Origin of the sequence: Streptomyces abyssomicinicus (assembly GCF_008974245.1) — a bacterium.
Lineage (GTDB): Bacteria > Actinomycetota > Actinomycetes > Streptomycetales > Streptomycetaceae > Streptomyces > Streptomyces abyssomicinicus.
Genome location: NZ_BBZI01000005.1, coordinates 235785 through 257971, shown reverse-complemented (window position 1 = coordinate 257971; position 22187 = coordinate 235785). Strand labels below are relative to the sequence as shown.

The window sequence follows — 22187 nt, the reverse complement described above, 5'->3', positions numbered from 1 at the left end:
GCGGTTGTCTCAGACATGGGCGACGGTGACCGTTCCGAAGTGTCCGAAGCCCCAGCCCAGCATGGTCCGTTCGACCGTGCGGGCGCCGGCCTCGCGCAGCAGGTGGTCGATCCCGGTGCTGGAGCGCAGCGGGAGGCCGGTGACGGCGAGGCTGGTCAGCGCGTGCTCGGCGGCGTGGTCGTCGACGGCGGCCTTGTCGCTGGTGCGCTCGAACAGGACGAGGGAGGAGCCCGAGGTGAGGGCCTTGCGGAGCAGGTCGTGGCACTCGTCGTCGGTGCGGCCCTCCAGCGCGGCGACGAGGACGGCGCAGTCGTGGGCGGGCCATGCGGCGGCGTCCGTGCCCGGCAGGTGCACGGTGCGGCCGCGGGCGATCTTCTCGGCCACGTGGGCCGCGCCGTCGCCGGCGACGGCGAGGGTGCGGGCGTCCCGCACGGCCGGGAGGTCGGGCAGCAGGTCGAGGACGTACGCCAGCTCCTCTGCCGCCCGGTCCTGGTGGGCGGCGTCGAGGACGGCGTCGTCCGCGCGCCGCTCGCGCCAGGTCCGCTCGCCCAGGCGCGCGGCGTGCCCGCCGGCGCGCAGGACGTCCGCCAGGTCCACGAAGGCGAGCGCCTCCCGGTTGGCCGGGTTGTCCAACGAGAGGTCGTCGTGCGCGGAGTCCTCGCACAGCACCGCGCCCAGCGGGGTGTTGCGGAAGTGGGCGCCGTCGCGCTCCAGGAGTCCGAGCGCCGTCATGCCGTCGAGCAGCGGGGCGAGCCGGGCGGCCGGTACGCCGGTGTCGGCGGCGAGGCCGTCCAGGGTGGTCACCCCGTAGGCGACGGCCGGGTTGACGCCGAGGGTGACGGCGACACGGGTGATGACGGGCGGGGCCAGTTCGGTCATCTCGTGGAGCTGCGCGAGCAGGTCGGCGGAGGTCTCCTCGCCCTCGTCCGCGGCGACCGGCGTCAGGCTCTCGGCGTTGTCACGCGGAGCCCGCCCGTCGCCGGTGGCGGTCTTCGGGCGCCGCCAGTAGCCGGTGACCTCGACGTCCTCCTTGGGGAGGGCCCGCTCGTCGCGCAGGTAGCGGCGGATCGGGGCGATGGTCATCGCCTCGCCGGCGACCCAGGCGTAGACGCGTCCTTCGGGCAGTTCCACGCGGCGGACCGCGTCGAAGAGCCGGGTGCCGGTGCCGGCCGGCGCGTCGCCGCGGACCAGCCACTCGACGCGTACGTCGGCCCGCGTCCCGACCTGCTGGCGGTCCTCCGCGGTGGGGACCTCGACCACGACATGGCCGCGGGTGCCCTCGGGGGCCTCCTCGAGCCAGCGGGCGATGGCCGGCAGGGCGGTCTCGTCGCCGGCGAGGAGGTGGAAGTCTGCATCGGTGTTGATCCGGGCGCAGGACTTCGGTCCGGCGAAGTGGATCCGGTCGCCCGGCCGCGCGGCGAACGCCCAGGAGGCGGCGAGGCCGTGGTCGTGGCGGACCACGTCGATGGAGAAGGTGTTGGCGGCCGGGTCCCAGGAACGGACCGTGTAGTCACGGGTGTTGCCGAGCACCTCGGGGTTCCACGCGAAGCGCGTCTCCTCCTGGGTGCCGACGCGCGGCAGTTCTCCCCCGGCGGGCGGCACGACGAGCTTGACGTGGTCGTCGAACCCCTCGGAGCGGAAGGCCGGGCGGTGGTATCCCTCCCCCATGACGCCCTCGGTGAGGTCCTCGCCGGTGAGCGTGATCCGCCGCATGTTCGCGGTGACGTCCTCGACCCCGGCCACCTCCACGTGGCGCATCACGATCGGGAAGATCTGGAGGGGACGGGACGAGCGAGGCATGAACACTCCGACCGCGAGAAGAGCAGGAAAAGTAAGGTTAGCCTACCCTAATTTTAGCCATCTTCCGCTGGTCGTGACGCATTCGAGACCCCGGCCTCAGCGGGGCGCGGGGACCGGGTGCCGCGAGGGCTCCTCCTGTTCCGGCCCGAGTCCCGTCCAGCTCCACCACAGTTCGGCGTACCGTCCGCCCGCCGCGAGCAGTTCGGTGTGCGAGCCGCTCTCCACCACGGCGCCCCGGTCGAGGACGAGGATCCGGTCGGCGCGTTCGGCCTGGGTGAGGCGGTGCGCGACCAGCAGCGTGGTCCGGCCACGGGTCGCCGCCTCGGCCGCCTCCTCCAGCACGCGCGCGCCGGCGCTGCCGGCCTCGGCCGTGGCCTCGTCCAGGACCGCGACCGGAGGGTCCGCCAGCACCAGCCGGGCCAGGGCCAGATGGGCGGCCTGGGCGGCGGTCAGCGGGTGCGCGCCCTCGCCGACCTGGGTGGCCGCGCCGTCCGGCAGCGCTCGCGCCCACTCCAGGGCGCCGACGCGGTCGAGCGCGGCGAACACCGCGTCGTCGTCGGCGTCGGGGCGGGCGAGGCGCACGTTGTCCAGCAGGGTGCCGTGGAAGACGTGCAACTCCTGGCTCAGCAGGGCGACATGGCGGCCCAGCCGGCTCTCGCCGATCCGCTCCAGCCGTTCGCCGCCCAGTCGTACCGTGCCCTCGAGCGGCCGCAGGACGCCGGCGGCCACGGAGGCGAGCGTGGTCTTGCCCGCCCCGCTGGCCCCGACCAGCGCCACCCGTTCACCGGGCGCGACCCTCAGGGTCACCTCGCGCAGCACCGGCTCTCCGCCGTAGGCGTGGGTGACACCGGTGAGTTCGAGGCTCGCGTCGGCCGGCGTCCGGGGGCTGTCGGGTTCCGGCGGCGGGCTCATCGTGGCGACCCCGGCGAGGCGGGCCAGGCTCGCCCCGGCCTCCTGGAACTCGTCGAACTGCGTGACCAGGAAGCCGATCGGGTTGAACAGGCGGTGGAAGTAGAGTGCCGCGGCCGTCACGGCGCCCACGGTCACGGCGTCGGCCCGCACCAGGAAGAAGCCCGTGACGAGCACGGTGGCCAGGCCGACGAACTCGGCGAGGTTGAGGCGGGATCCGAACCGGGTGTACATCCGGAACACGGTGAGGGCCAGGTCGCGGGCCACGGCCGACCGCTGGTCGACGCGGGCCACGTGCTCCTCCTCCCACCGGTAGGCGCGCACGGTGGACGCCCCGTGCAGGGCGGCCGACAGCGCCTGGGTGCGCGCGCCGGTCGCCACGCGCTGCTCGGCGTAGAGCGGGGCGGAGCGCGGCAGGTACCAGCGCAGCGCGAGCACGTACACCGGCACCGCGGCGAGGCCCGCCACGCCGAGCCGCCAGTCCAGGGCGAACAGCCCGCCGCCGGTGAGCACCACGATGCACAGGGAGCTCATCAGCGGCGGCACGACGCCGGATATGGCGGCGGTGACGACCGCGACGTCGTCGCCGGTGCGGGAGAGCAGGTCGCCGGTGCCGGCCCGCTCCAGGGTGGCGGACGGCAGGCCGAGCGCGCGGTCGAGCACCCGGGCGCGCACCCGGGCCAGCACGGTCTCGCCCACCCGCGCCACCAGGGCCGAGCCCACCGCGGTGAGCACGCCGGCCGCCAGCGCGGCGGCCACCAGGGCGGTCACCGCGGAGGGCAGCCGCTCGGTTCCGGCGCCCGCCCGCACGTCGTCGACGAGCCCGCCGAGCACCCAGGGCGCGACCAGGCCCGCGGCTCCGGCCAGCAGCATGACGACCACGGCCGCCGCGGCGAGCCCGTGGTGACCGGCCAGCTCCTCGAGGAGCAGCGACCAGGTCCGGCGCGGCGAGGCGACGGGCAACAGTACGGGGTCCTCGGCCCGGTCCGGACCGCGTCCGTCCGCGGCCTCGTCGGCACCGGTCCGGCCGGCACCGGTCCGGCCGGGCGCGGGCGTCGTTCGCTGTTCGGTCATCGCAGAACCGCCTTCTGGTACGCCGGGTCCGACGCGGCGAGCTGGGCATGGGTGCCGGTGCGCGCCACGCGCCCGTCCTCGATCACGACCACCCGGTCGGCGCGGGCCAGCACCGCGGGACTGCTGGTGATCACGACCGTGCAGTGTCCGCGGCGGTGGGCGGCGAGCCGGCTCGCGATCGCCTCCTCGGTCACCGCGTCGACGGCGGTGGTCGGCTCGTGCAGGACGAGCACGGGCGGCGCGGCGAGCAGGGCGCGGGCGAGGCCGATGCGCTGGCGCTGCCCTCCGGACAGCGAACCGCCCCGCTCGGTCACCTGGTGCTCCAGGCCGGCGGGGAGCTGGGAGACGATGTCGTCGGCCGCGGCCGCGGTCACCGCGCGGGCGATCGCCGCGTCCCCGTGGCCGGCGCCCGCCGTCAGGTTCGCCCGCAGACTCCCCTCGAACAGCGCCACGTCGTGCTGTTCGACGAGGACCGTGCTCCGCCGTGCGTCCAGGGAGAGTTCAGCGGCGGGCACACCGCCGATCAGCACCTCTCCCCCGTGTCCGGCGGCCTGGCCGGAGACCACGGCCAGCAGCGCGTCGGCGTCGCGCGGGTCGTGGGTGACGACGGCGGTCAGCGCCCCGTGCGGGGCGTGCAGCTCGAGGCCGTCCAGGCTCCGGTGCACCACGTCACGCAGCATCAGGTCCGCCTGTCCGGGCGGGGTCGCGCGGGTGCCGGGGAACGTCTCGGGGGCGGCGTCCACGGCGCCGGCCCAGCGCCGGGCGGAGGCCCGCGCCCCGGCGGCCATCTGGCCGCAGAAGCCCAGGGTGCGCAGCGGCTCGGCGATGAACTGGGCCAGACCGACGACGGTGACGAGCTGCCCCACCGTGAGCCGGCCGGTCAGTGCCGACCAGCCCGCGAACGCGGCGACCCCGGCGAGGAAGAGGCCGCTGACGGCGGCCGTCACCCCCTGGTGCAGCCCGGTGGTCGTGGCCGCGCGCAGACCGGCCCGCAGGGCCTCCTGCCCGGTCGCGCGGTAACGGTCGGAGGCGGCCGACCGGGCGCCGATGCCGCGCAGGGTGCGCAGTCCGCCGAGCAGGTCCGCGGCCATGGCCGTGACGTGCCCGGTGGCCTGCTGCAGCGCGGCGCTGTGCCGGGTGAGCCGGGGACCGACCCGCCCGTTGAGGAACACCGACAGCGTCACCCCGGCCAGCACGCCGAGCCCCAGGGGGACGTCGATGACGAGCAGGGCCACGGACGAGACGACGATCGCGGTGACCGCGGCGATGGCGAGGGACACCGCCCGGATGACCAGCGAGGTCCGCTGGGTGTCCGAGGAAGCCACCGCGAGCAGTTCGCCGGTGCGCAGACCCGTGCGGCGCCCCCGCGGGTCCAGGGCGGCATGGGCCACCTCGACGCGCAGCAGGTGCGCCTCCCGTTCCAGCGAGGTCACCCCCTGCCGGGAGCCGAAGCGGTACGCCAGCGTGAGCACGGTGAACAGGACGGCGAGCGCGGCCACGGACCAGCTCAGCGCCGTCAGGTCACCGGTGGCCACGGCACGGTCGATGATCAGGCCGATGGCGATCGGGACGGCGGCCTCCGCAGCCTGGTGCAGCGCCAGCAGCAGCCAGCCGACCGACAGCCGACCGCGGTGCCGCCGCAGGGAGGCCGCGAACACCGCCCGGGGCGAACGGGGCACGGGCGGCGCCGGCACGGGGTCCGGGCCCGACGCGTCCGGCGGACGGTCCGCCGTCCGCGTGGTGCCGCTCGAGGGCGAACTGCCGGGCATACGTGAGCCCTTCACGGTCGGGAGCACGGTCGGCCCGCACACGTGCGGGGCGCATCGCCCTCGCGGTGGGTCGAGTGGTGCGCGGAGGGGCGGGATCCGGCGGGCGAGGACGAACTCCCGGCCGCCGTCCCGTCCGAGAACGTCGACAAATTAACAGGCGAGGTTAGGTGAGGCAAACCTCACTCCTGCCGGCCGGCACGTCCCACTCCTCCGGGAGCCCCCAGGAACCGGTCCACCGTCGGCGCGTGGCCGGGCCCCGCGCATGACGACGGCCGCCCCGCCGGACCGTTCGGTGCGGGGCGGCCGTCGCCGTGAGGTGCCGTCAGCGCTGCTGGGCGAGCCACTCGTCGAAGGTGGTCGGCTCGATGCGGGCGTCCGCGGCCGGCAGCATGACGTCGCCCGCCATCTCCGGGCCGAACAGTCCCGACCACGTCGGCACCAGCCTGACCGAGCGGCCGCGCGCCTCGTTGGTGCGCCGGGCCATGTCCACCAGGTCCTGCGGATCGGGCCCGGCGACGTCGCGGTACCGGCCCTGGGGTGCGCCCGTGGCGACCTCGGCGAGGACGTGGGCCACGTCGTCCGGTGCGACCGGCTGGAGGAGCAGCGGAGCGACCGTGGCCGCGCCGTCCTGTTCGGTCCAGCCCGTCACCATCGCGGCGAAGTCGTGGAACTGGGTGGCCGGGACGATCGTCCACGGCACCGGGCCCTCGCTGACGAGGCGCTCCTGCTCGCGCTTGCCGGCGTAGTGCGCGTTGCCCTCGACGCGGTCCAGGCAGGCGATCGAGAGCAGCACGTGGTGGCGGACACCGGCGCGCTCCCCGGCGGTGAGCAGGTTCCGGGTCGTGGCGCCGAAGTACGCCACGACTTCGTCCCGGTCGGTCGCCGTGCAGTTCGTGGCGTCCACCACGGCGTCGGCTCCGGCCAGAGCGGCCTCGAGGCCGTCCCCGGTGGTCAGGTCCACGCCGAGCGAGCGGCTGATGCGCACCACCTGGTGTCCCGCCTTCTCCAGGGCGGCGGTGGTGAGGGCCCCGATGTTCCCCGTCGCCCCGGCCACGGCGATCCTCAGGCTTCCCATGGTGATCTCTCCTCTGTCTCCCGCGCTGCACCGGACGCTGTCCGGACCGGACAGCCTGCCACGTCGTGGCCCCGCGCGAGGCGAAGTCCGCACGAGCCGCCCGGGTTTCCCGGTCCGGGCCGGCCTGTGCGGCCCGGACGGCCCCGCCGGTGCGGGGTGGGCACCCGGCCGGCCGGCGGTGTGTCGCTGACCGGGACGGGTGACAGCCCATCAGGCGACGAGTTGTACGACTATCCGACGGGACATGTACTCCTCGTCCGCGCGACAGCGCGCCGCGGCTCGGCCGTCGGCTCCCGCGTACCGCCATGCCCGAGGAAGCGAGAAACACCATGGGACGTCCACCACGTCCGTTCCGGCGAAAGGCCCGGGCCGGGGAGGGCCCGCCGGCCCCGCCGCCGCGCCGGCGGAGGAAGTGGCGCACGTCGGCGCTCACGGCGCTGGTCACCCTGGCCGCCGGTGCGGGGCTGACCGCCCCCACACCGGCGGTCGCCCAGCCGTGGGAGTGCTCGGCGCAGCCCGGGAGCGCGCAGGGGTACCTCGTGCGGGACGTCACCGACCCGGTGTCCGGTGATCCCGTCTCGTCGGTGCTGCTGCGTGTCGATCCGTCCACCGGGGCGACGACGCAGGCCGCCACCCTCGACGGTCTCGTGGACGGCATCGGCTTCAACACGGTCGACGGCTACTTCTACGGTGTCCGGGCCGACGACCGGCGGGTGGTCCGGATCCACTCCGACGGGAGGCTGGAGCCGGTCGGCGCCACCCTGCCGTTCGGGACCGGCGAGCCCGGCACCCTGCTGGCCGACTTCCGGGGCGGCGCCATGCTGGTGGCCAACAACAGCGGTGACTGGGCGCTGTACGGCCTCGTGCAGGGAGCGCCCGGCGGGTTCGGTCAGATCGCCGCCGAGGGCACGGTCGAGCCGCCGTCCGGCCTGGCGATGCCCGGCGACTGGACGTACATGCGGGGCCCTGCGGGCACCGGCTTCTACGGGGTGTCACGGACCACGTCCGGTGACCCGGCCGAGGCGCACCTGGTGTTCTTCGACCTCGTCGCGCGCACCCTGACGGACCTGGGGGTCCGGGCGGAAATGGCGCCCGGCGGTGACGGCGTGCCGTACCGCGCGACGTTCACCGACGGCATGGGTGACCTGTACGTCGTCCGCCCCGACGACACCTCGCTGTGGCGGCTGACGGATGTCGGCGGTGCGCAGACCGAGGTGAGCGACACGCTGCCCGAGGACGTCCGCGACGGCGCGCAGTGCCGGCAGAGCGGGGGCAGGGCGACGGTCACCCTGGCCAAGAGCATCGAGGGCGGCCGCGCACGCCCGGAGGACCAGTTCTCGGTGTGGATGGAAGAGGCCTACACCGACAGGATGATGGGAAGCATCCTCACCTCGGGCACCCAGACCCACCTCGAGGGCGACCCCATCCCGGTCGACGTCGGCGGCTGGTACTGGGTGCTGGACGCCGACGGACGGTACCCGGAGTCCTGGGTGGGCCCCCCGGACGAATACCTCGCGCTCATCCGGTGCGTGGACAGCGTGGGCAACGTGGTGGCCGGCCACGAGTACTCCAGCCACCACCTGTTCTGGCAGGTGCCCTACCGGGACGACTTCGTGTGCACCGCCACCAACCGGAACGTCGGCCTGGTCCAGGGGGAGCTGCACAAGGACGCCGAGCCCCGCGAGGTGTCGGAGGCCGGACAGGTCATCACCTACCGCTACAAGCTCGTCAACTCGGGGAACACGACGATCACCGAAGCGCGGCTGAACGACTGGCACCGGCCGTCCGGCGAACACTGGGAGGTCGACTGCCCGGTGCCGCCCGGAGGGCTCCGGCCGGGCGATGCGGTGGAGTGCGGGACCCGCGAGTACGTGGTGACCGAGGAGGACCTCCGGCACGACTGGATCGAGAACGACGCCGACGTGCAACTGCGCGACGAGTTCGACCGCTACGGGCACGCCCACGACTGGGAGTACGTCGAGGTGCACGTGCCCAGCCCCGGCATCGGTCTGACGAAGTCCGCCGAGCCCGCCAGCGTCTCCAGGGCGGGTGAGAAGGTGACCTACACCTACCGGGTGGTGAACACCGGGGGCGCGCGGCTCGACGACGTCACGGTGCGGGACCACGTCCTCTCCGGCTCCGGCGACCTCTCGCCCGTCGACTGCCCGTCCACCACCCTGGCGCCGCAGCAGGAGATGACCTGCACGGCCACCTACACGGTGTCCCAGCAGGACGTCGACCAGACCGACGACCTGTTCAACAACGCGATCGCGTCCGGCGTGAGCCCGCGCGGCGAGACCGTCGAAGGCCATGACGGCGCCTTCGTCGAGGTGGAGCCCACCGTCTCGCTGAGGCTGACCAAGTCTGCGGCGCCGGCCCGGGTGAGCGACGCGGGGCAGAACGTGACGTACTCCTTCGTGGTCGAGAACACCGGCACCGCCACCCTCGACAACCTGGAGATCGACGACCCGCGGCTCACCGGCCACGGCAGGCTCGGCCCCGTCTCCTGCCCGACGACGGTCCTGGCGCCCGGCGAGCGCACCACCTGCACCGCGAACTACCACGTCAGCCAGGCCGACATCGACGCGGGCGGCTTCGACAACACCGCCACCGCGACCGCCGACGGCGCCGGCCGCCGGGTCACCGACGAGTCGTCGGCCCGTGTCGACGCCGACCGCACCCCCGGCCTGTCGCTGGTGAAGACCGCGGACCTGGCGGACGACCGGTGGGCCGCCGGCCGGCAGGTGACCTACCGTTACCAGGTCACCAACACCGGGAACACGACGCTCTCCAAGGTCGCCGCCGCCGACACCGCCTTCGACGGCCACGGCGCCGAGCCGGAGGCCACCTGCCCGGACACCACCCTGCTCCCCGGCGACTCCACCACCTGCACGGCGACGTACACGCTGGTCCAGGCGGACATCGACCAGGGCCTGGTGACCAACACGGCGACCGCCACCGGCGCGTCACCGGGTGGCGTCGCGGTCACCTCCAACGAGTCCGACGCGGCGGTCACCGGCACCCCCGACCGTCGTCTGACCCTCACCAAGCGGGCCGAGCCGGCGACCGTCACCGGTCCCGGCCAGGAGGTCACCTACCGCTTCACCGTGAACAACACCGGCGGCACCACTCTGACCGGCCTGCGGATCGTCGAGAACGAGTTCACCGGCACCGGCGGTCCGCTCGGGGCCGACTGCCCCGTGACCACCCTCGCCCCCGGCGCCACCACCACCTGCACCGCGGCCTACCGGGTCACCCGCGAGGACCTCGACCGGCCGGAGATCACCAACATCGCCACCGCCGTCGCCGACGCCGGGGCCACCGAGATCGTCTCCGAGCCCGCCGAGGCCCAGGTGCGGACCGGGGCGACCGCCCGGCTGACCCTGAAGAAGTCGGCCTCACCGGCCAGGGTCACCCACGCCGGCCAGGTGATCGAGTACACCTACCTGATCACCAACGCCGGCGATGTCACCGTCCGCGAACCGGGCATCGACGACGACCGCCTCCAGGCGCCCGGACCTGACTGCGGGTACCTCCGGATCAGGCCGGGCGAGACCGTGACCTGCGTCGGCGCCTACACGGTCACCGCACAGGACGTCGCGGCCGGCCGGATCGTCAACAGGGCCACCGCCTACGGCGCCCGGGCGGACGACGCGCGGACCGTCACCTCCGACACGGCGACCGCCGAGGTCAAGGTGGCACGGCCCAGGCTCGAGCTGACCAAGACGGCGGAGCCCGCCGAGGTCACCCGGGCCGGGGAGGAGATCTTCTACCGCTTCACCGTCACCAACCGCGGCGGCACCGTCCTGGACGAGATCGCCGTCCAGGAGACCCGCTTCACCGGCAGCGCGGGCCCGCTGCGGACCGACTGCCCGACCGGAGCCCTCGCCCCCGGCGACAGAGCCGTCTGCAACGCCCACTACACCGTCACCGAGGCCGACATCGCCGCCGGCCGGGTCGACAACGCCGCCACCGCCACCGCCCTCGTGCCGGGCGGCCCCGCGGTCACCTCGCCCCAGGCGACCGCCCAGGTGAAGACCGGCGGCACACCGCCCAGGAGCTCCCTGTCCGTCACCAAGAAGGCCCAGGTGAAGGACACCGACCACGACGGGCGCACCGACCCCGGCGACGTGATCGTCTGGCACTTCACGGTCTCCAACACCGGCACCACGCCGCTGACGGCCATGACGGTGAACGACCCCCGGGCGGGCAAGGTGACCTGCCGGACCGGCGTGCTCGCCCCGGGCGCCTCCACCACCTGCGTCTCCGCCCCTCACCGGATCACCAGGAAGGACGCCAAGGCCGGCTCGATCACGAACACCGCGACCGCGACCGCGAAGGACCCCGCGGGGAAGAAGGTCACCTCCGCGCCGGCCCACTCCACGGTGCGGATCCACACCTGCTCCCACCACCACAAGCCGCGGCCCCCGCACCGGCCGGGCAAGTGACCTGACCGCCTGACGACGAGGGCCCGCCGGGACAGCCGGCGGGCCCTCGGCACGTCCGGCTGCCCGCCGGTCTCCGCGGAGCACCGCTCACGCCGCGCCGGGCGCCGCCTCGCCCGGGTAGCGGACACCGATCCGCTCGCGGATCGTGTCGAGGGTGGCCATCACCGCCAGGGTGCCGTCCAGGGGGACCAGCGGCGATTCGGTCTCCCCGGCGCGCAGGCAGCGCACGACCTCGGCGGCCTCGTGGTGGTAGCCCGGCGCCAGGGTCGCGGGGGACCGGAAAACCTCCGGTTCCGCGCCGCGGCGGTGGAGGGTGAAGTCCGTGGCGGAGAACAGGCCGTCCGGGAGGTCGATGCGGCCCGTGGCGCCGGTGACCGACACCGTCCCCGGGGTGTCCGCCACGATCGAGCAGGTCAGTGTGGCGACGGCTCCGCCGGCATGGCCGAGGACCACGCCCGTCGTCTCGTCCACGCCCTCCGGGCCGAGCCGGGCCCAGGCCGCGACGTGCTCGGGAGGGCCGAGGAGCAGGTGCGCGAGCGAGACCGGGTAGACGCCCACGTCGAGCAGGGCGCCCCCGCCCGCCGCCGGGTCGCGCAGCCGGTGCGTGGGATCGGCCGGGGCGACGAATCCCAGGTCGGCCTGGACGCACCGCACGTCACCGATCGCCCCGTCGCGCACCAGTGCGGCGATCCGGCGGACGATCGGCAGGCAGTGCGTCCACATGGCCTCCATCAGGAAAAGGCCGCGTCCGCGGGCGAGCCGGACCAGGTCGGCGGCCTCGGCGGCGTCGAGGGTGAACGGCTTCTCGCACAGGACGTGCTTACCCGCCTCCAGGCAGAGTCTCGCCGCGGCGTGGTGCGCGGTGTGCGGGGTCGCCACGTGGACGACGTCGACGTCCGGGTCGGCGGCGAGTTCGGCCCAGGTGCCGTAGGCGCGGGAGACGCCGTACCGCTCGGCGAACCGCCGTGCCGACGCCTCGGAGCGCGACCCGACCGCGACCAGTTCGGCGTCGGGCAGCAGTTCCAGCGCCTCCGCGAAGGCCGCGGCCATGCCGCCGGTGGCGAGGACGCCCCAGCGGACGGGGCGGCCGGTCACGCCGGTGCGGGGAGTGTCGTGGGAGCCCATGGCAATATCCGTCCCTCCCGGTCGTCGACCGGATCGTGACCATCGGGAACAACCGTCGGGGAACAGCCGTCGCGGCACAACTGCCGTGGAACGACTGTGGCGGAACAGCCGTCGCGGAACCGCCGTCCCGGGACAACTGTCGGGGCGGCGGCGTCGGGGTGGCGGCGTCGCGGAACCGCCGTCGGGGCGGCGGCCGGGAGGGCGTGTTCCTCGCCCCGCGCCCGGCCGCCGCCCCGCGGCGTCGCCTACAGCGGCCGGACGCTCACCGGCACGGTGAGCACCCGGTCGGCGCCCAGGACCCGCTCCGGTCCGTCCAGCGTGAACGACGCGCGCAGCGGCAGGTCGGCGCTGGACGGTCCCGCCTCGGCGTGGATCACTCCGGGTTCCACGACGCGCCGGAGGCCGGCCCCGGTGAAGGAGACCCGGTCGGCGTGGACGGTGAACTCGACCCGGGCGGCCCGGCCCGGCTCGAGCCGTACCCGGGCCCATCCGGCGAGCGCGCGGACGGGCCGCACGACCGAGGCCACCGGGTCGGAGAGGTAGAGCTGGACGACCTCGGTGCCGGCCCGCTCCCCGGTGTTGCGCACGGTGACGCCGACCCGCACGGTGCCGTCGGTCGCGATGACCTCGGAATCCGTGGTCAGGTCCTCGTAGGCGAAGGTGGTCCAGGTCAGGCCGTGCCCGAACGGGTACAGGGGCGTGGGGTCGGACGTGCTCACCATCGACGGCTCGGCCGTCGCGGCGTGCAGGTAGCTCCCCTGGTGGCCGCCCGCGTGGCGGGGCATGCTCACCGGCAGGCGCCCCGAGGGCTCCACCCGGCCGGACAGGATGCCCGCGAGGGCGCCCGCCCCCTCCTCGCCGGGGAAGAACGCCTGGACCACGGCCGCGGCCCGTTCGGCGAGGCCGCCCAGGGCGTAGGGACGGCCGGAGAGCATCAGCAGCACGGTGGGCGTTCCGGTCGCCAGGACGGCTTCGGCGAGTTCGGCCTGCCGGCCGGGCAGCGCCACCGTCTCCGCGTCGCATCCCTCCCCGGAGGTGCGGCCCCCGGCGCCGAAGAGGCCGGCGCGGTCGCCGAGCGTCAGCACGCACACGTCGGCGTCGCGGGCCGCGGCCACGGCGGCGGCGATGTCCGCGTCCCGCGTCACGCGGAGGTCGCCGGCGGCGGTCACCTGGATCTTCGCGTCGGGCAGTTCGGCGGCCAGCGCGTCACCGAGGGAGGCGACGTGCACGCCTTGTTCCATGCCGGCGCGCGCCGACATCTCGTCGAGGAAGTCCAGCGAGTTGTGGTTGGCGAACGCGTAGCAGCCCATCATGGCCAGCGGCTCCTCCGCGAGCGGGCCGACCAGCGCCAGCGAGCTCGCGCGCAGCGGCAGCGTGCCGTCGTTGGCCAGCAGCACCACCGACTCCTCGGCGAGCCGGCGGGCCAGGGCCCGGTGCTCGGGCGGGTCGAGGTCCCCGCGCTCCAGGGCCGGGAGGGCGTCGAACTCGTCCTTCCACGCCTCGTCCAGCATGCCGAGCTCGCACTTCAGCGTGAGGACCCGGGACGCCGCCCGGTCGACCAGCTCCTCCTCGACGCGTCCCTGCCGGACCATCTCGACCAGCGGGGGCCCGTAGCAGTGGATGGTGGGCAGCTCCATGTCGACGCCCGCCCGCAGCGCCACCGCCGCGGCCTCCTCGCGTGAGCCGGCCACGCCGTGGATGTGCTTGAGGTGCCAGATCCCGAAGTAGTCGGCCTGGACGATGCCGTCGAAGCCCATCTCGCCGCGCAGCACGTCGTCGATCAGGTGCCGGTCCCCGGTGGACGGGACGCCGTCGACGTCGTTCTGGGAGACCATCACCGACCGCGCCCCGCCCAGGCGCAGGGCGGCGACGAACGGTTCGAGGATGACGTCGGCGAACTCGCGGGGCCCGCAGGTCACGGGCGCCATGTTCCGCCCCGCGGCGGCGGAGGAGTGCCCGGCGAAGTGCTTGAGGGTGGCGACGATCCCGGAACCCTCCAGGCCGCGGACGTAGGCGGAGCCGATGATCCCGACGAGGTAGGGGTCGTCCCCGATCGTCTCCTCGGTACGGCCCCAGCGGTAGTCCCGCGTCACGTCGAGGATGGGCGCCAGCCCCACCTGCGCGCCGATGCTCCGCAGGACTCCGCCGATGGCCGTGGCCATCTCCTCGATCAGTTCGGGGTCGAACGCCGCTCCCCAGGCGAGCGGCGTGGGGAAGACGGTGGAGGTCCACGACAGCAGACCGGTGAGGCACTCCTCGTGCACGAGGGCGGGGATCCGGAAGCGGTTGGCCCCGATCACCGTGTTCTGCAGCAGGCGCAGCCGCTCCAGTCCCGCGGCGGGGGTCAGCGGTTCGGTGCCGTGGACCCGGGTGAGCTGTCCCAGACCGTTGGCCGCCGCTTCCTCCAGCGGCCCGGGCAGGGGGTCGGTGGCGCCCTCCGGCACCGCGAGGACGGGTTCGCCGGGGCGCAGCGGCGCGGCCCAGAACGCGCCGAGCTGTCCGACCTTCTCCTCGAGGGTCATGCGGTCCAGCAGGTCCGCCACCCGGTCGCTCACGGGTAACGACGGGTCGCGCCACGGCTGTTCGGCCGACGGGGGTGCTGCGGCGTCCTGGAGCGGTTCGGGCATGCGATCTCAACCTTTCGCCGTGTCCGGCTGTGGTGCGGGGCGGTGGGACGACGAGGACCGGGGCGGCGCGGGGCGTGACCGCGGCCGGCCGGTCCTCAGGACGGGTCGGCCTGGGAGTCGAGGAAGGCGCGGCTCTCCGCGAGCGCCTCGAAGACGTCCCCGTCACAGGTCTGGAGTTCGACGATGCGCAGCGCCGCGGCCGGCGCCGCCGCCAGGATCCGCGCCGTCGGCATCTCGCCGCGGCCGAGGGCGGTGTGCGCGGCGCCCTTGGCGATCGGCCCGTCCTTCAGGTGCAGGGCCCGCACCCGCTCGCCGAGCCGGGTGACGACGCCGGGTACGTCGGCGCCGCCCAGGGCGGCCCAGTAGTCGTCGATCTCGAAGAAGACCTCGGGGGCGAGCAGGTCGGCGAGCACCTCGGCGGCGTGCCGGCCGTCGATCTCGGACTCGAACTCCCACCAGTAGTTGTGGTAGCCGAGGACCAGGCCGTGCCGTGCCGCCCCTTCGGCGAGGGAGTTGAGCGTGGCGGCGGTGCGTGCGAGGGCGTCCCGGCCGGCGAAGGCCTCCTCGAGGAGGCCGTACGGCACGATCACCAGGTCGGTGCCCAGGGTGTTCACCGCCTCGAAGACCGCGTCCGGGTCGTCGGCGCCGAGGAGTTCGTGCGAGTGGGCGCTGCAGACGGCGAGTCCCAGGTCGTCGGCGATCGCGCGCAGACCGGCCGGGTCGTCGGTGGCCTCGTAGGGCTCCACGGCGTCGTAGCCGAGGTCGGCCAGGCGGCGCAGCGTGCCGGCGCGGTCGGCCGCCAGGTGGTCGCGGACGGTCCAGAGGTTGACCGCGGTCGGTGTCGCCATCGACAGTCCCTTCCAGGGGTTCCGGTCGTCGGGGGTTCCGGTCGTCGGGGGTTCCGGTCGTCGGAGGTGCCGGTCGTCGGGGGTTCCGGTCAGCCGTTCTGGGGGCTCTGGGTGCTCTTCCCGAGCGTGAAGGAGGCCGCCCAGGTCACCACCAGGAGGCCGGCGCAGAGTCCGTAGGCGAGCGTGCTCGCGGCGTGGGGCGACCCGCCCTGCGCGACCTGGTTGAAGATCACCGTCGAGAACACCGCCGTGGCCACCGCGCCGCCCAGCTGCTGGAGGGAGTTGATGGCCCCGTTGGCCAGGCCGAGTTCGCGGTCGTCGACGGACGCGAGGACGAGGGCGAGGAACGGCACGAAGAACAGGCCGGTGCCGATGCCGGAGACGATCAGCGCCGGGGCCAGGTTGAAACTGGTCAGGGCCGTGTCGATGAGCGGGCCGTCGGGGCCCGGGTGGGTGGTGTCCTTGGCGTACACGGCGACCGTCAGCGCGGCGAGGACCATCCCGGCCGCCTGGGTCAGCACGCCGGCCTGCAGGACCCGCCGCGGCGGCATCCGCCGCGCGAGGACCGGCCCGACGCCCATGGCGAGCATGGTGCCCAGGGACCACCACGAGCCGGTGAGGCCGACGCGCAGCGGCGACCAGCCGGCGTACAGCTGCAGCAGCAGGGGGCTGACGATGAAGGCTCCCGAGCAGGCACCGAAGAAGAGGAAGACCGTCAGCGTGCCGCCGGTGAAGGCGCGTTTGCGGAACAGGCCGGTGTCGATGAAGGAGTCGAGCGCCCTCGCGCGCCGGGCCCGGGCGTGCAGCGCGAAGACCGCCAGGACCGCCACCGAGGAGAGCATCATGGCGAAGGTCCACCAGGCCCAGTGGTGTTCGCGTCCCTGGACGACGGGATAGACGAGCAGCCCGACCGCGGCGGAACACAGGATCATGCCGAGGACGTCGAACTTCGGCCGGATGCCGTCGTCCTGGTGCTTCGGCAGCACGCGGACGGCGAAGAAGAACGCGATCGCGCAGGCCGGGAGGTTGATGAGGAACACCCAGCGCCACGACGCGTAGGTGATCAGCAGCCCGCCGAGGACCGGCCCGAGCGCGGACGCCAGGCTGATGAAGGGCGAGAAGATCGCGAACGCCTTCGGGCTGTGTTCCTGGCCGAAGCTCTCACGGATCATGCTGACGCACTGCGGGATCATCATCGCCGCAGCGGCGCCCTGCACCAGCCGCGCGGCGATCAGCTCCGCGGGGTTCTGGGCCGCCGCGCACAGCCCCGACATCACCGCGAAGCCGGTGAGGCCGATCAGGAACGTCCGGCGTCGGCCGATGATGTCACCGAGCCGTCCGCCGGCCAGCAGCAGCACCGAGAACGACAGCACGTAGCCGATGTTGATCCACTGGAACTGCGATTCGGACGCGCCGAGACCGAGTTTGATGGCCGGCGCGGCGACGCCCATCGCCGTGGCGTCCAGCATGTCCATCATCGTCGCGCCGAGCACAGTGAAGAGGACCGCCCAGGCACCCTTGGGCACAGGCCGGGCCCCGGGCCGGTCGTCATGGAGTGAAACCCCTGACACTTCTGCCGTCCCACTCATGACATACCTTTCCGGGCCCGGAGCCCTCAGCCTTGCCGAAGGTCAGTGCCGGCCGAGCATGTGCTCGAGCGCGAGCTGGTTGAGGCGGGAGTAGTGGAAGCCGCGGGCGCGCAGGGCGTCGAGGTCGGCCTCCTCCGCGCGCAGCGACTCGTAGCTCTCGCCGGGGGCGATGGTGGACTCGGCGAGCTCGTAGATCCCGCTGGCCTGCATGGCCTCCTGGACCTCGGGGTCGGCGCGGAAGGCCGCGGCGCGCTCCTTGAGGAGCAGGTAGGTGCGCATGTTGGCCTCGGCGGAGACCCACACGTCGTCGGCGTCCTCGGTGCGTCCGGGCTTGTAGTCGAAGTGCCGCGGGCCGTCCCAGCCGCTGTGCTCCAGCAGGTCGACGAGGAAGAAGGCGCTCTTGGTGTCACCGTGGCCGAAGACCAGGTCCTGGTCGTAGCGAATACCGTGCTGGCCGTTGAGGTCGATGTGGAAGAGCTTCTCCTGCCACAGCGCCTGGGCGATGCCGTGGACGAAGTTGAGCCCCGCCATCTGCTCGTGGCCGACCTCGGGGTTGAGGCCGACCATCTCGCCGTGCTCCAGGGTGGCGATGAAGCCGAGGGCGTGACCGATGGTCGGCAGCAGGATGTCGCCGCGCGGCTCGTTCGGCTTGGGCTCCAGGGCGAAGCGCAGACCGTAGTTCTGCTCCTTGACGTACCCGGCGAGGAAGTCGATCGCCTCGCGGAAGCGGTCGAGCGCCACCCGCACGTCCTTGGCGGCGTCGCTCTCCGCGCCCTCGCGGCCGCCCCAGAACACGTAGGTGTTGGCGCCGAGTTCGGCCGCCAGGTCCAGGTTGCGCATCACCTTGCGGATCGCGTGGCGGCGCACCTCGCGGTCGTTGGAGGTGAAGGCGCCGTCCTTGAAGACCGGGTCCTTGAAGAGGTCGGTGGTGGCGGTGGGAACCACCAGGCCGGTCTCGTCCAGGGCCTTGCGGAAGGCCGCGACCGCGGTGTCCCGGTGGGACTCGACGGCGAGCAGGTCGTCGTCGTGGAAGGTCACACCCCAGGCCCCGAGCTCGGCCAGCTTGTGCACCGTGCGCACCGGGTCCAGGGGCGCCCGGGTGGCGTCGCCGAACGGGTCCCGCTCGCGCCAGCCGACGGTCCACAGGCCGAAGGCGAACTTGTCCTCGGGGGTGGGCTGCAGACGGGTCATGCCCGCTCCAATCAATTCGTCAATGATGTGGACCAAACCTAAGCACTGTCGGACGCGCTTGCCAAGCCCCTGTCACCCGGTGGTGGCCGACGACCTTGTCGGAGGCACAACTCGAGGGCCCGGACGATCAGTTGATGATCTTCGATGCAACCGGACGGTTTCCCGCCGGATGGCCGGAACCAGCCCTCCGTTTCGTCCGCACCCAGGGCGCACGGACCTTCCGACACCTCCCCGACGCTCCATTGCGTCTTTCGGCAAGCGCGTGGATTAATGGCCGCCATGCCTCGGACCTCCGCCCCGCCCGGATCCTCCGCCACCCCCCACGCCGCGGCGACCGCCAGGGTCGCGGTCGTCGGCGCGGGCCCGACGGGAGTGGGCGTGACCGAGCGATTACTGGCCAACGCCCCGTTACTGGCGCCGGGCCGGCCGGTCGAGATCGTGCTGGTGGACCCGCACCCCGCCGGCCCCGGAAGGGTCTGGCGCGACGGCCAGTCGCCGCTGATGCGCATGAACTCCTTCGCGAAGGACGTCACCCTCTTCCCCGGCACGTCCGTACGCTGTGACGGCCCGCCGCGCCCGGGCCCGTCGCTGGCAGCCTGGGCCGCGGACACCGCCGCGGGGCTCCTGCCGCCCGTCGACCCGCGCCTCGCGCCCGACCTGCGCGAGACGGGTCCGGACACCTTCGCGACCCGACGATTACAGGGCGCCTACCTGTCCTGGTTCCTCCACGAGGTGACGCGCCAGGCGCCGCCGGGGGTGCGCGTGAGCGTCCGCCCGGGGCGGGCCGTGGCCCTCACCGGGGCACCGGACGGCGGGCAGCGCGTCCTCCTGGAGGACGGCTCCCCGCTCGACGCGCACGCGGTGGTCCTCGCCCTCGGCCACCTGGACGCGAGACCGCGGGGCGAGGAGGCGGCCGCCGCCGCGTTCGCGGAGCGCCACCGGCTGACCTACCTGCCGCCCGGCCTCGTCGCCGACGCCGACCTCTCCGCCGTGCCGCCGGGCGCCGACGTGCTGGTCCGCGGCCTGGGGCTGGCCTTCTTCGACCTGATGGCCCTGCTCACCGAGGGCCGGGGCGGGCGTTACGCCCGCGACGGCGACGGCGCCCTGCGGTACGTCCCGTCGGGACGCGAGCCGCGGCTGCTCGTCGGCTCCCGCCGGGGCCTGCCCTACCGCGGCAAGCCGACCCACCGGCCGGTCCTCGGACTCCCCCGGGAACTGCGCTACTTCCCGGACGTCGCGGAGCGGCTGCTCGCGCGGGACGGGGCCGTCGACTTCCGCCGGGACCTCTGGCCGGTCGTCGTGAAGGACCTCGGCCACGCGTACTACCGCGAACTGTTCGCCGCACGCCCCGAACACACCACCATGCCGTGGTGGCAGTTCGAGGAGCTCCACGCCACGGCCACCCCGCAGGAACTGGACGAACTCGTCGCGAAGGCCGTCCCCGAGCCCGCCCACCGGTTCGACCTCGACGATCTCCGCGCACCGCTGCGGCACGCCGCCCTCGGGTCCGCGGAGGCCTTCGGGGCGCACTTCGCCGCCCTGCTGGAGCGGGAGCTGAGGCGCGGCGCCGACCCGGCCCGGTCCGCCGACACGGCCGTCTACGGCGCGCTGCTGCTCCTCTTCGACCGCCTCCCGCGGCTGCGCGGGCGGATGGACCCCCGGTCCGAGGCCGAGGAGCTCGACGGCGCCTGGCTCTCGCTGTTCAACCTGGTCGCCAGCGGTCCGCCGGCGTTCCGCCTGGAGGAACTGGTGGCACTGTGCCGCGCGGGCGTGGTCCGGCCCCTCGGCTCGGTGACGAGGGTGGAACTCGACGAGTCGGCCGGGCTGTACCGGGCCGGCGGCGCGAACTTCCCCGGCACGGTCACGGCCGCGGTCCTCGTCGACGCCCGGGTGCCCGACCCGACGGTCACGGGCACCGCCGACCCGCTCCTGGCGTCGCTGCACGCCGCCGGGGAGGTGTCGGAGGAGGTCCTCGGCGATCCGGCCACCGGGTACCGGACGACGACCGGGAGGATCGCCGTCGACGGGCACGGACGCCTCGTCGGCGCCGACGGCCGGGCGCATCCCGCACGCTACGCGCTGGGCTGGAACACCTCGTTGCGCGGTGCGCGGGCGTTCGCCATACCCGGCACGGACGCCGCCACCTTCCGGCACGGCGACCGGGTGGCGCGGGCGGTCCTGTCGGGGCTGCCCGGACCGCCGCCCGGCGTCCGGCCCGATTAAGTCCAGATCATTGACACGTTCATGATCATCTGTTGTATTGGTCAACGTTCTGGATGAATTAGCTCGGCCGCCCTGCGGCCGACCCGTCCACGCCCCGCCCGTCCCGTGCGGGGCGGGCGCAGACCGTGCGGATCCCGGGCCCCTGGCCCCGCGTCGCCGGCCCCCCGGCACGAAGCCCGTACGCCGACCACCCACCGAACTCCGTGATCTCCGAGGTGACGTGATGCTTGATCTGGAACTCGCGCGCTTACTGCACCGTGAGGATCGGCATTATCTGGAATCCATCGACCTGATCGCCGCGTCCAACGCGCCGATCGCGGCCGCGCGCGACAACGGCACCTGGGGCGTCGCCCAGTTCCGGTCCGCCGAAGGACACGTCGGCCGCAAGCCCTACGCCGGCACGTCGATCTTCGACGAGGTCGAGAAGCTGGCGGCGGACCGGGCGCGCGCCGTCTTCGGCGCCGAGCACGCCAACGTGCAGCCCGTCTCCGGCTCCCTGGCCAACCTCGCCGTCTACCGGGCCCTGATGCAGCCCGGCGACACCCTGATGTCCCTGGCCGTGGGCTCCGGCGGGCACCTCTCGCACGGCCACCCCAAGCACCTCGTCTCCGAGCTGTACCGGGTCGTGCCCTACACGGTCGACGCCCGGACCGGCCTGCTGCCCTACGACGACATCCGGGCCATCGCCGGGCGGGAGCGCCCGCGCGTCATCGTCGCCGGATACTCCGCCTATCCCCGGGCCGTCGACTTCGCGCTGCTCTCCAAGATCGCCCAGGAGGTGGAGGCGACCCTCGTCGCGGACATCTCCCACATCGCCGGGCTGGTGGCGGCCGGGCTCCACGACAACCCGTGCGCCTACCCGGGAACCGTGGTGACCACGTCGGTGGAGAAGACGCTGCGCGGCACCCGCGGGGGGATCGTCCTGTGCCCCGCGTCGCTGAAGGCGCGGATCGACTCGGCGATCTTCCCCGGGCTGCAGTCCTCCGTCGGCATGGCCGGCCTGGTCTCGCTCGCGGCCACCCTCCACGACGCCTCGACCCCCGGCTTCCGCGCCTACCAGGAGCGCGTCGTGGGCAACGCGCGGCTCCTCGCCGGTCTGCTGCTGGACGGCGGTCTCGACCTGGTGACCGGCGGCACCGACACGCACCTGCTGGTCGTGGACCTCACCCGCACCGCGCTGACCGGCCGCGATGCCGAGGGGCGGCTCGAGGACCTGGGGATCCTCTCCAACCGGAACATGCTGCCCGACGACCCGCGGCCCCCCTTCGTCGCCAGCGGACTGCGCCTGGGCACACCGACGATCACCTCGCGCGGTTTCGACGAGGACGACGTCCGCGAGCTCGCGGACATCCTGCTGACCGCGCTGCGCGCCGAGGAGTGGGACGAGACCCGGATCACCCTCCTGCGCAAGCGCGCGGACGCGCTGCGCACACGGCCCCGCCCCGACGACGCGCTCGCCGACCTGGCCGTGCCCGCGGTCGCGGGCCACGACGTCTGATCCGGCCGGGA

The 22187-nt window shown here is 73.9% G+C and carries 12 protein-coding genes; 3 read left to right on the top strand and 9 right to left on the bottom strand.

From position 1 onward, the window contains the following. Nucleotides 1–9: 9 nt before the first annotated feature. The 4 genes from GBN72_RS01125 to GBN72_RS01110 form a co-directional block, all read right to left on the bottom strand. A complete protein-coding gene (locus GBN72_RS01125; RefSeq protein ID WP_151769719.1) occupies nucleotides 10–1800 on the bottom strand; it encodes a siderophore-interacting protein in 1791 nt (596 codons plus the stop codon). 96 nt (nucleotides 1801–1896) lie between these two features. Then, a complete protein-coding gene (locus GBN72_RS01120) occupies nucleotides 1897–3783 on the bottom strand; it encodes an ABC transporter ATP-binding protein (RefSeq protein ID WP_151769718.1) in 1887 nt (628 codons plus the stop codon). Then, a complete protein-coding gene (locus tag GBN72_RS01115) occupies nucleotides 3780–5462 on the bottom strand; it encodes an ABC transporter ATP-binding protein (RefSeq protein ID WP_218042001.1) in 1683 nt (560 codons plus the stop codon). The genes GBN72_RS01120 and GBN72_RS01115 overlap by 4 nt, the downstream gene beginning before the upstream one ends. Before the next feature lie 412 nt (nucleotides 5463–5874). After that, nucleotides 5875–6627, bottom strand: a complete 753-nt coding sequence (locus GBN72_RS01110; RefSeq protein ID WP_246212197.1) for an SDR family oxidoreductase — start codon at nucleotides 6625–6627, stop codon at nucleotides 5875–5877. A gap of 329 nt (nucleotides 6628–6956) precedes the next feature. Between GBN72_RS01110 and GBN72_RS01105 the strand changes: the two genes are divergently transcribed. Then, nucleotides 6957–11075 (top strand): CLIPPER-2 domain-containing protein, encoded by a 4119-nt coding sequence (locus GBN72_RS01105; RefSeq protein ID WP_151769716.1) that lies wholly within the window; start codon nucleotides 6957–6959, stop codon nucleotides 11073–11075. Between the two features lie 87 nt (nucleotides 11076–11162). Here GBN72_RS01105 and GBN72_RS01100 read toward each other — a convergent pair whose 3' ends face one another. From GBN72_RS01100 to xylA, 5 genes are all read right to left on the bottom strand, one after another. Further along, nucleotides 11163–12200: a Gfo/Idh/MocA family protein gene (locus tag GBN72_RS01100; protein ID WP_151769715.1), complete on the bottom strand. Its 1038-nt coding sequence runs from the start codon at nucleotides 12198–12200 to the stop codon at nucleotides 11163–11165. Between the two features lie 245 nt (nucleotides 12201–12445). Beyond that, the gene (locus tag GBN72_RS01095; RefSeq protein WP_151769714.1) at nucleotides 12446–14827 is read right to left on the bottom strand and encodes a glycoside hydrolase family 3 N-terminal domain-containing protein; all 2382 of its coding nucleotides are present in this window, start codon (nucleotides 14825–14827) and stop codon (nucleotides 12446–12448) included. Nucleotides 14828–14922: 95 nt separating this feature from the next. Further along, nucleotides 14923–15675: a sugar phosphate isomerase/epimerase family protein gene (locus GBN72_RS01090; protein WP_151769713.1), complete on the bottom strand. Its 753-nt coding sequence runs from the start codon at nucleotides 15673–15675 to the stop codon at nucleotides 14923–14925. A gap of 89 nt (nucleotides 15676–15764) precedes the next feature. After that, nucleotides 15765–17264, bottom strand: coding sequence for an MFS transporter (locus GBN72_RS01085; protein ID WP_151769712.1), 1500 nt, complete (start codon nucleotides 17262–17264; stop codon nucleotides 15765–15767). Between the two features lie 42 nt (nucleotides 17265–17306). Further along, nucleotides 17307–18455 (bottom strand): xylose isomerase, encoded by a 1149-nt coding sequence (xylA, locus tag GBN72_RS01080; RefSeq protein ID WP_151769711.1) that lies wholly within the window; start codon nucleotides 18453–18455, stop codon nucleotides 17307–17309. Nucleotides 18456–18725: 270 nt separating this feature from the next. Between xylA and GBN72_RS01075 the strand changes: the two genes are divergently transcribed. Further along, nucleotides 18726–20678 (top strand): FAD/NAD(P)-binding protein, encoded by a 1953-nt coding sequence (locus tag GBN72_RS01075; RefSeq protein ID WP_439959723.1) that lies wholly within the window; start codon nucleotides 18726–18728, stop codon nucleotides 20676–20678. Between the two features lie 223 nt (nucleotides 20679–20901). Next, complete coding sequence (glyA, locus tag GBN72_RS01070; protein WP_151769709.1) at nucleotides 20902–22176, top strand: serine hydroxymethyltransferase; 1275 nt, start codon at nucleotides 20902–20904, stop codon at nucleotides 22174–22176. Nucleotides 22177–22187 lie beyond the last annotated feature (11 nt).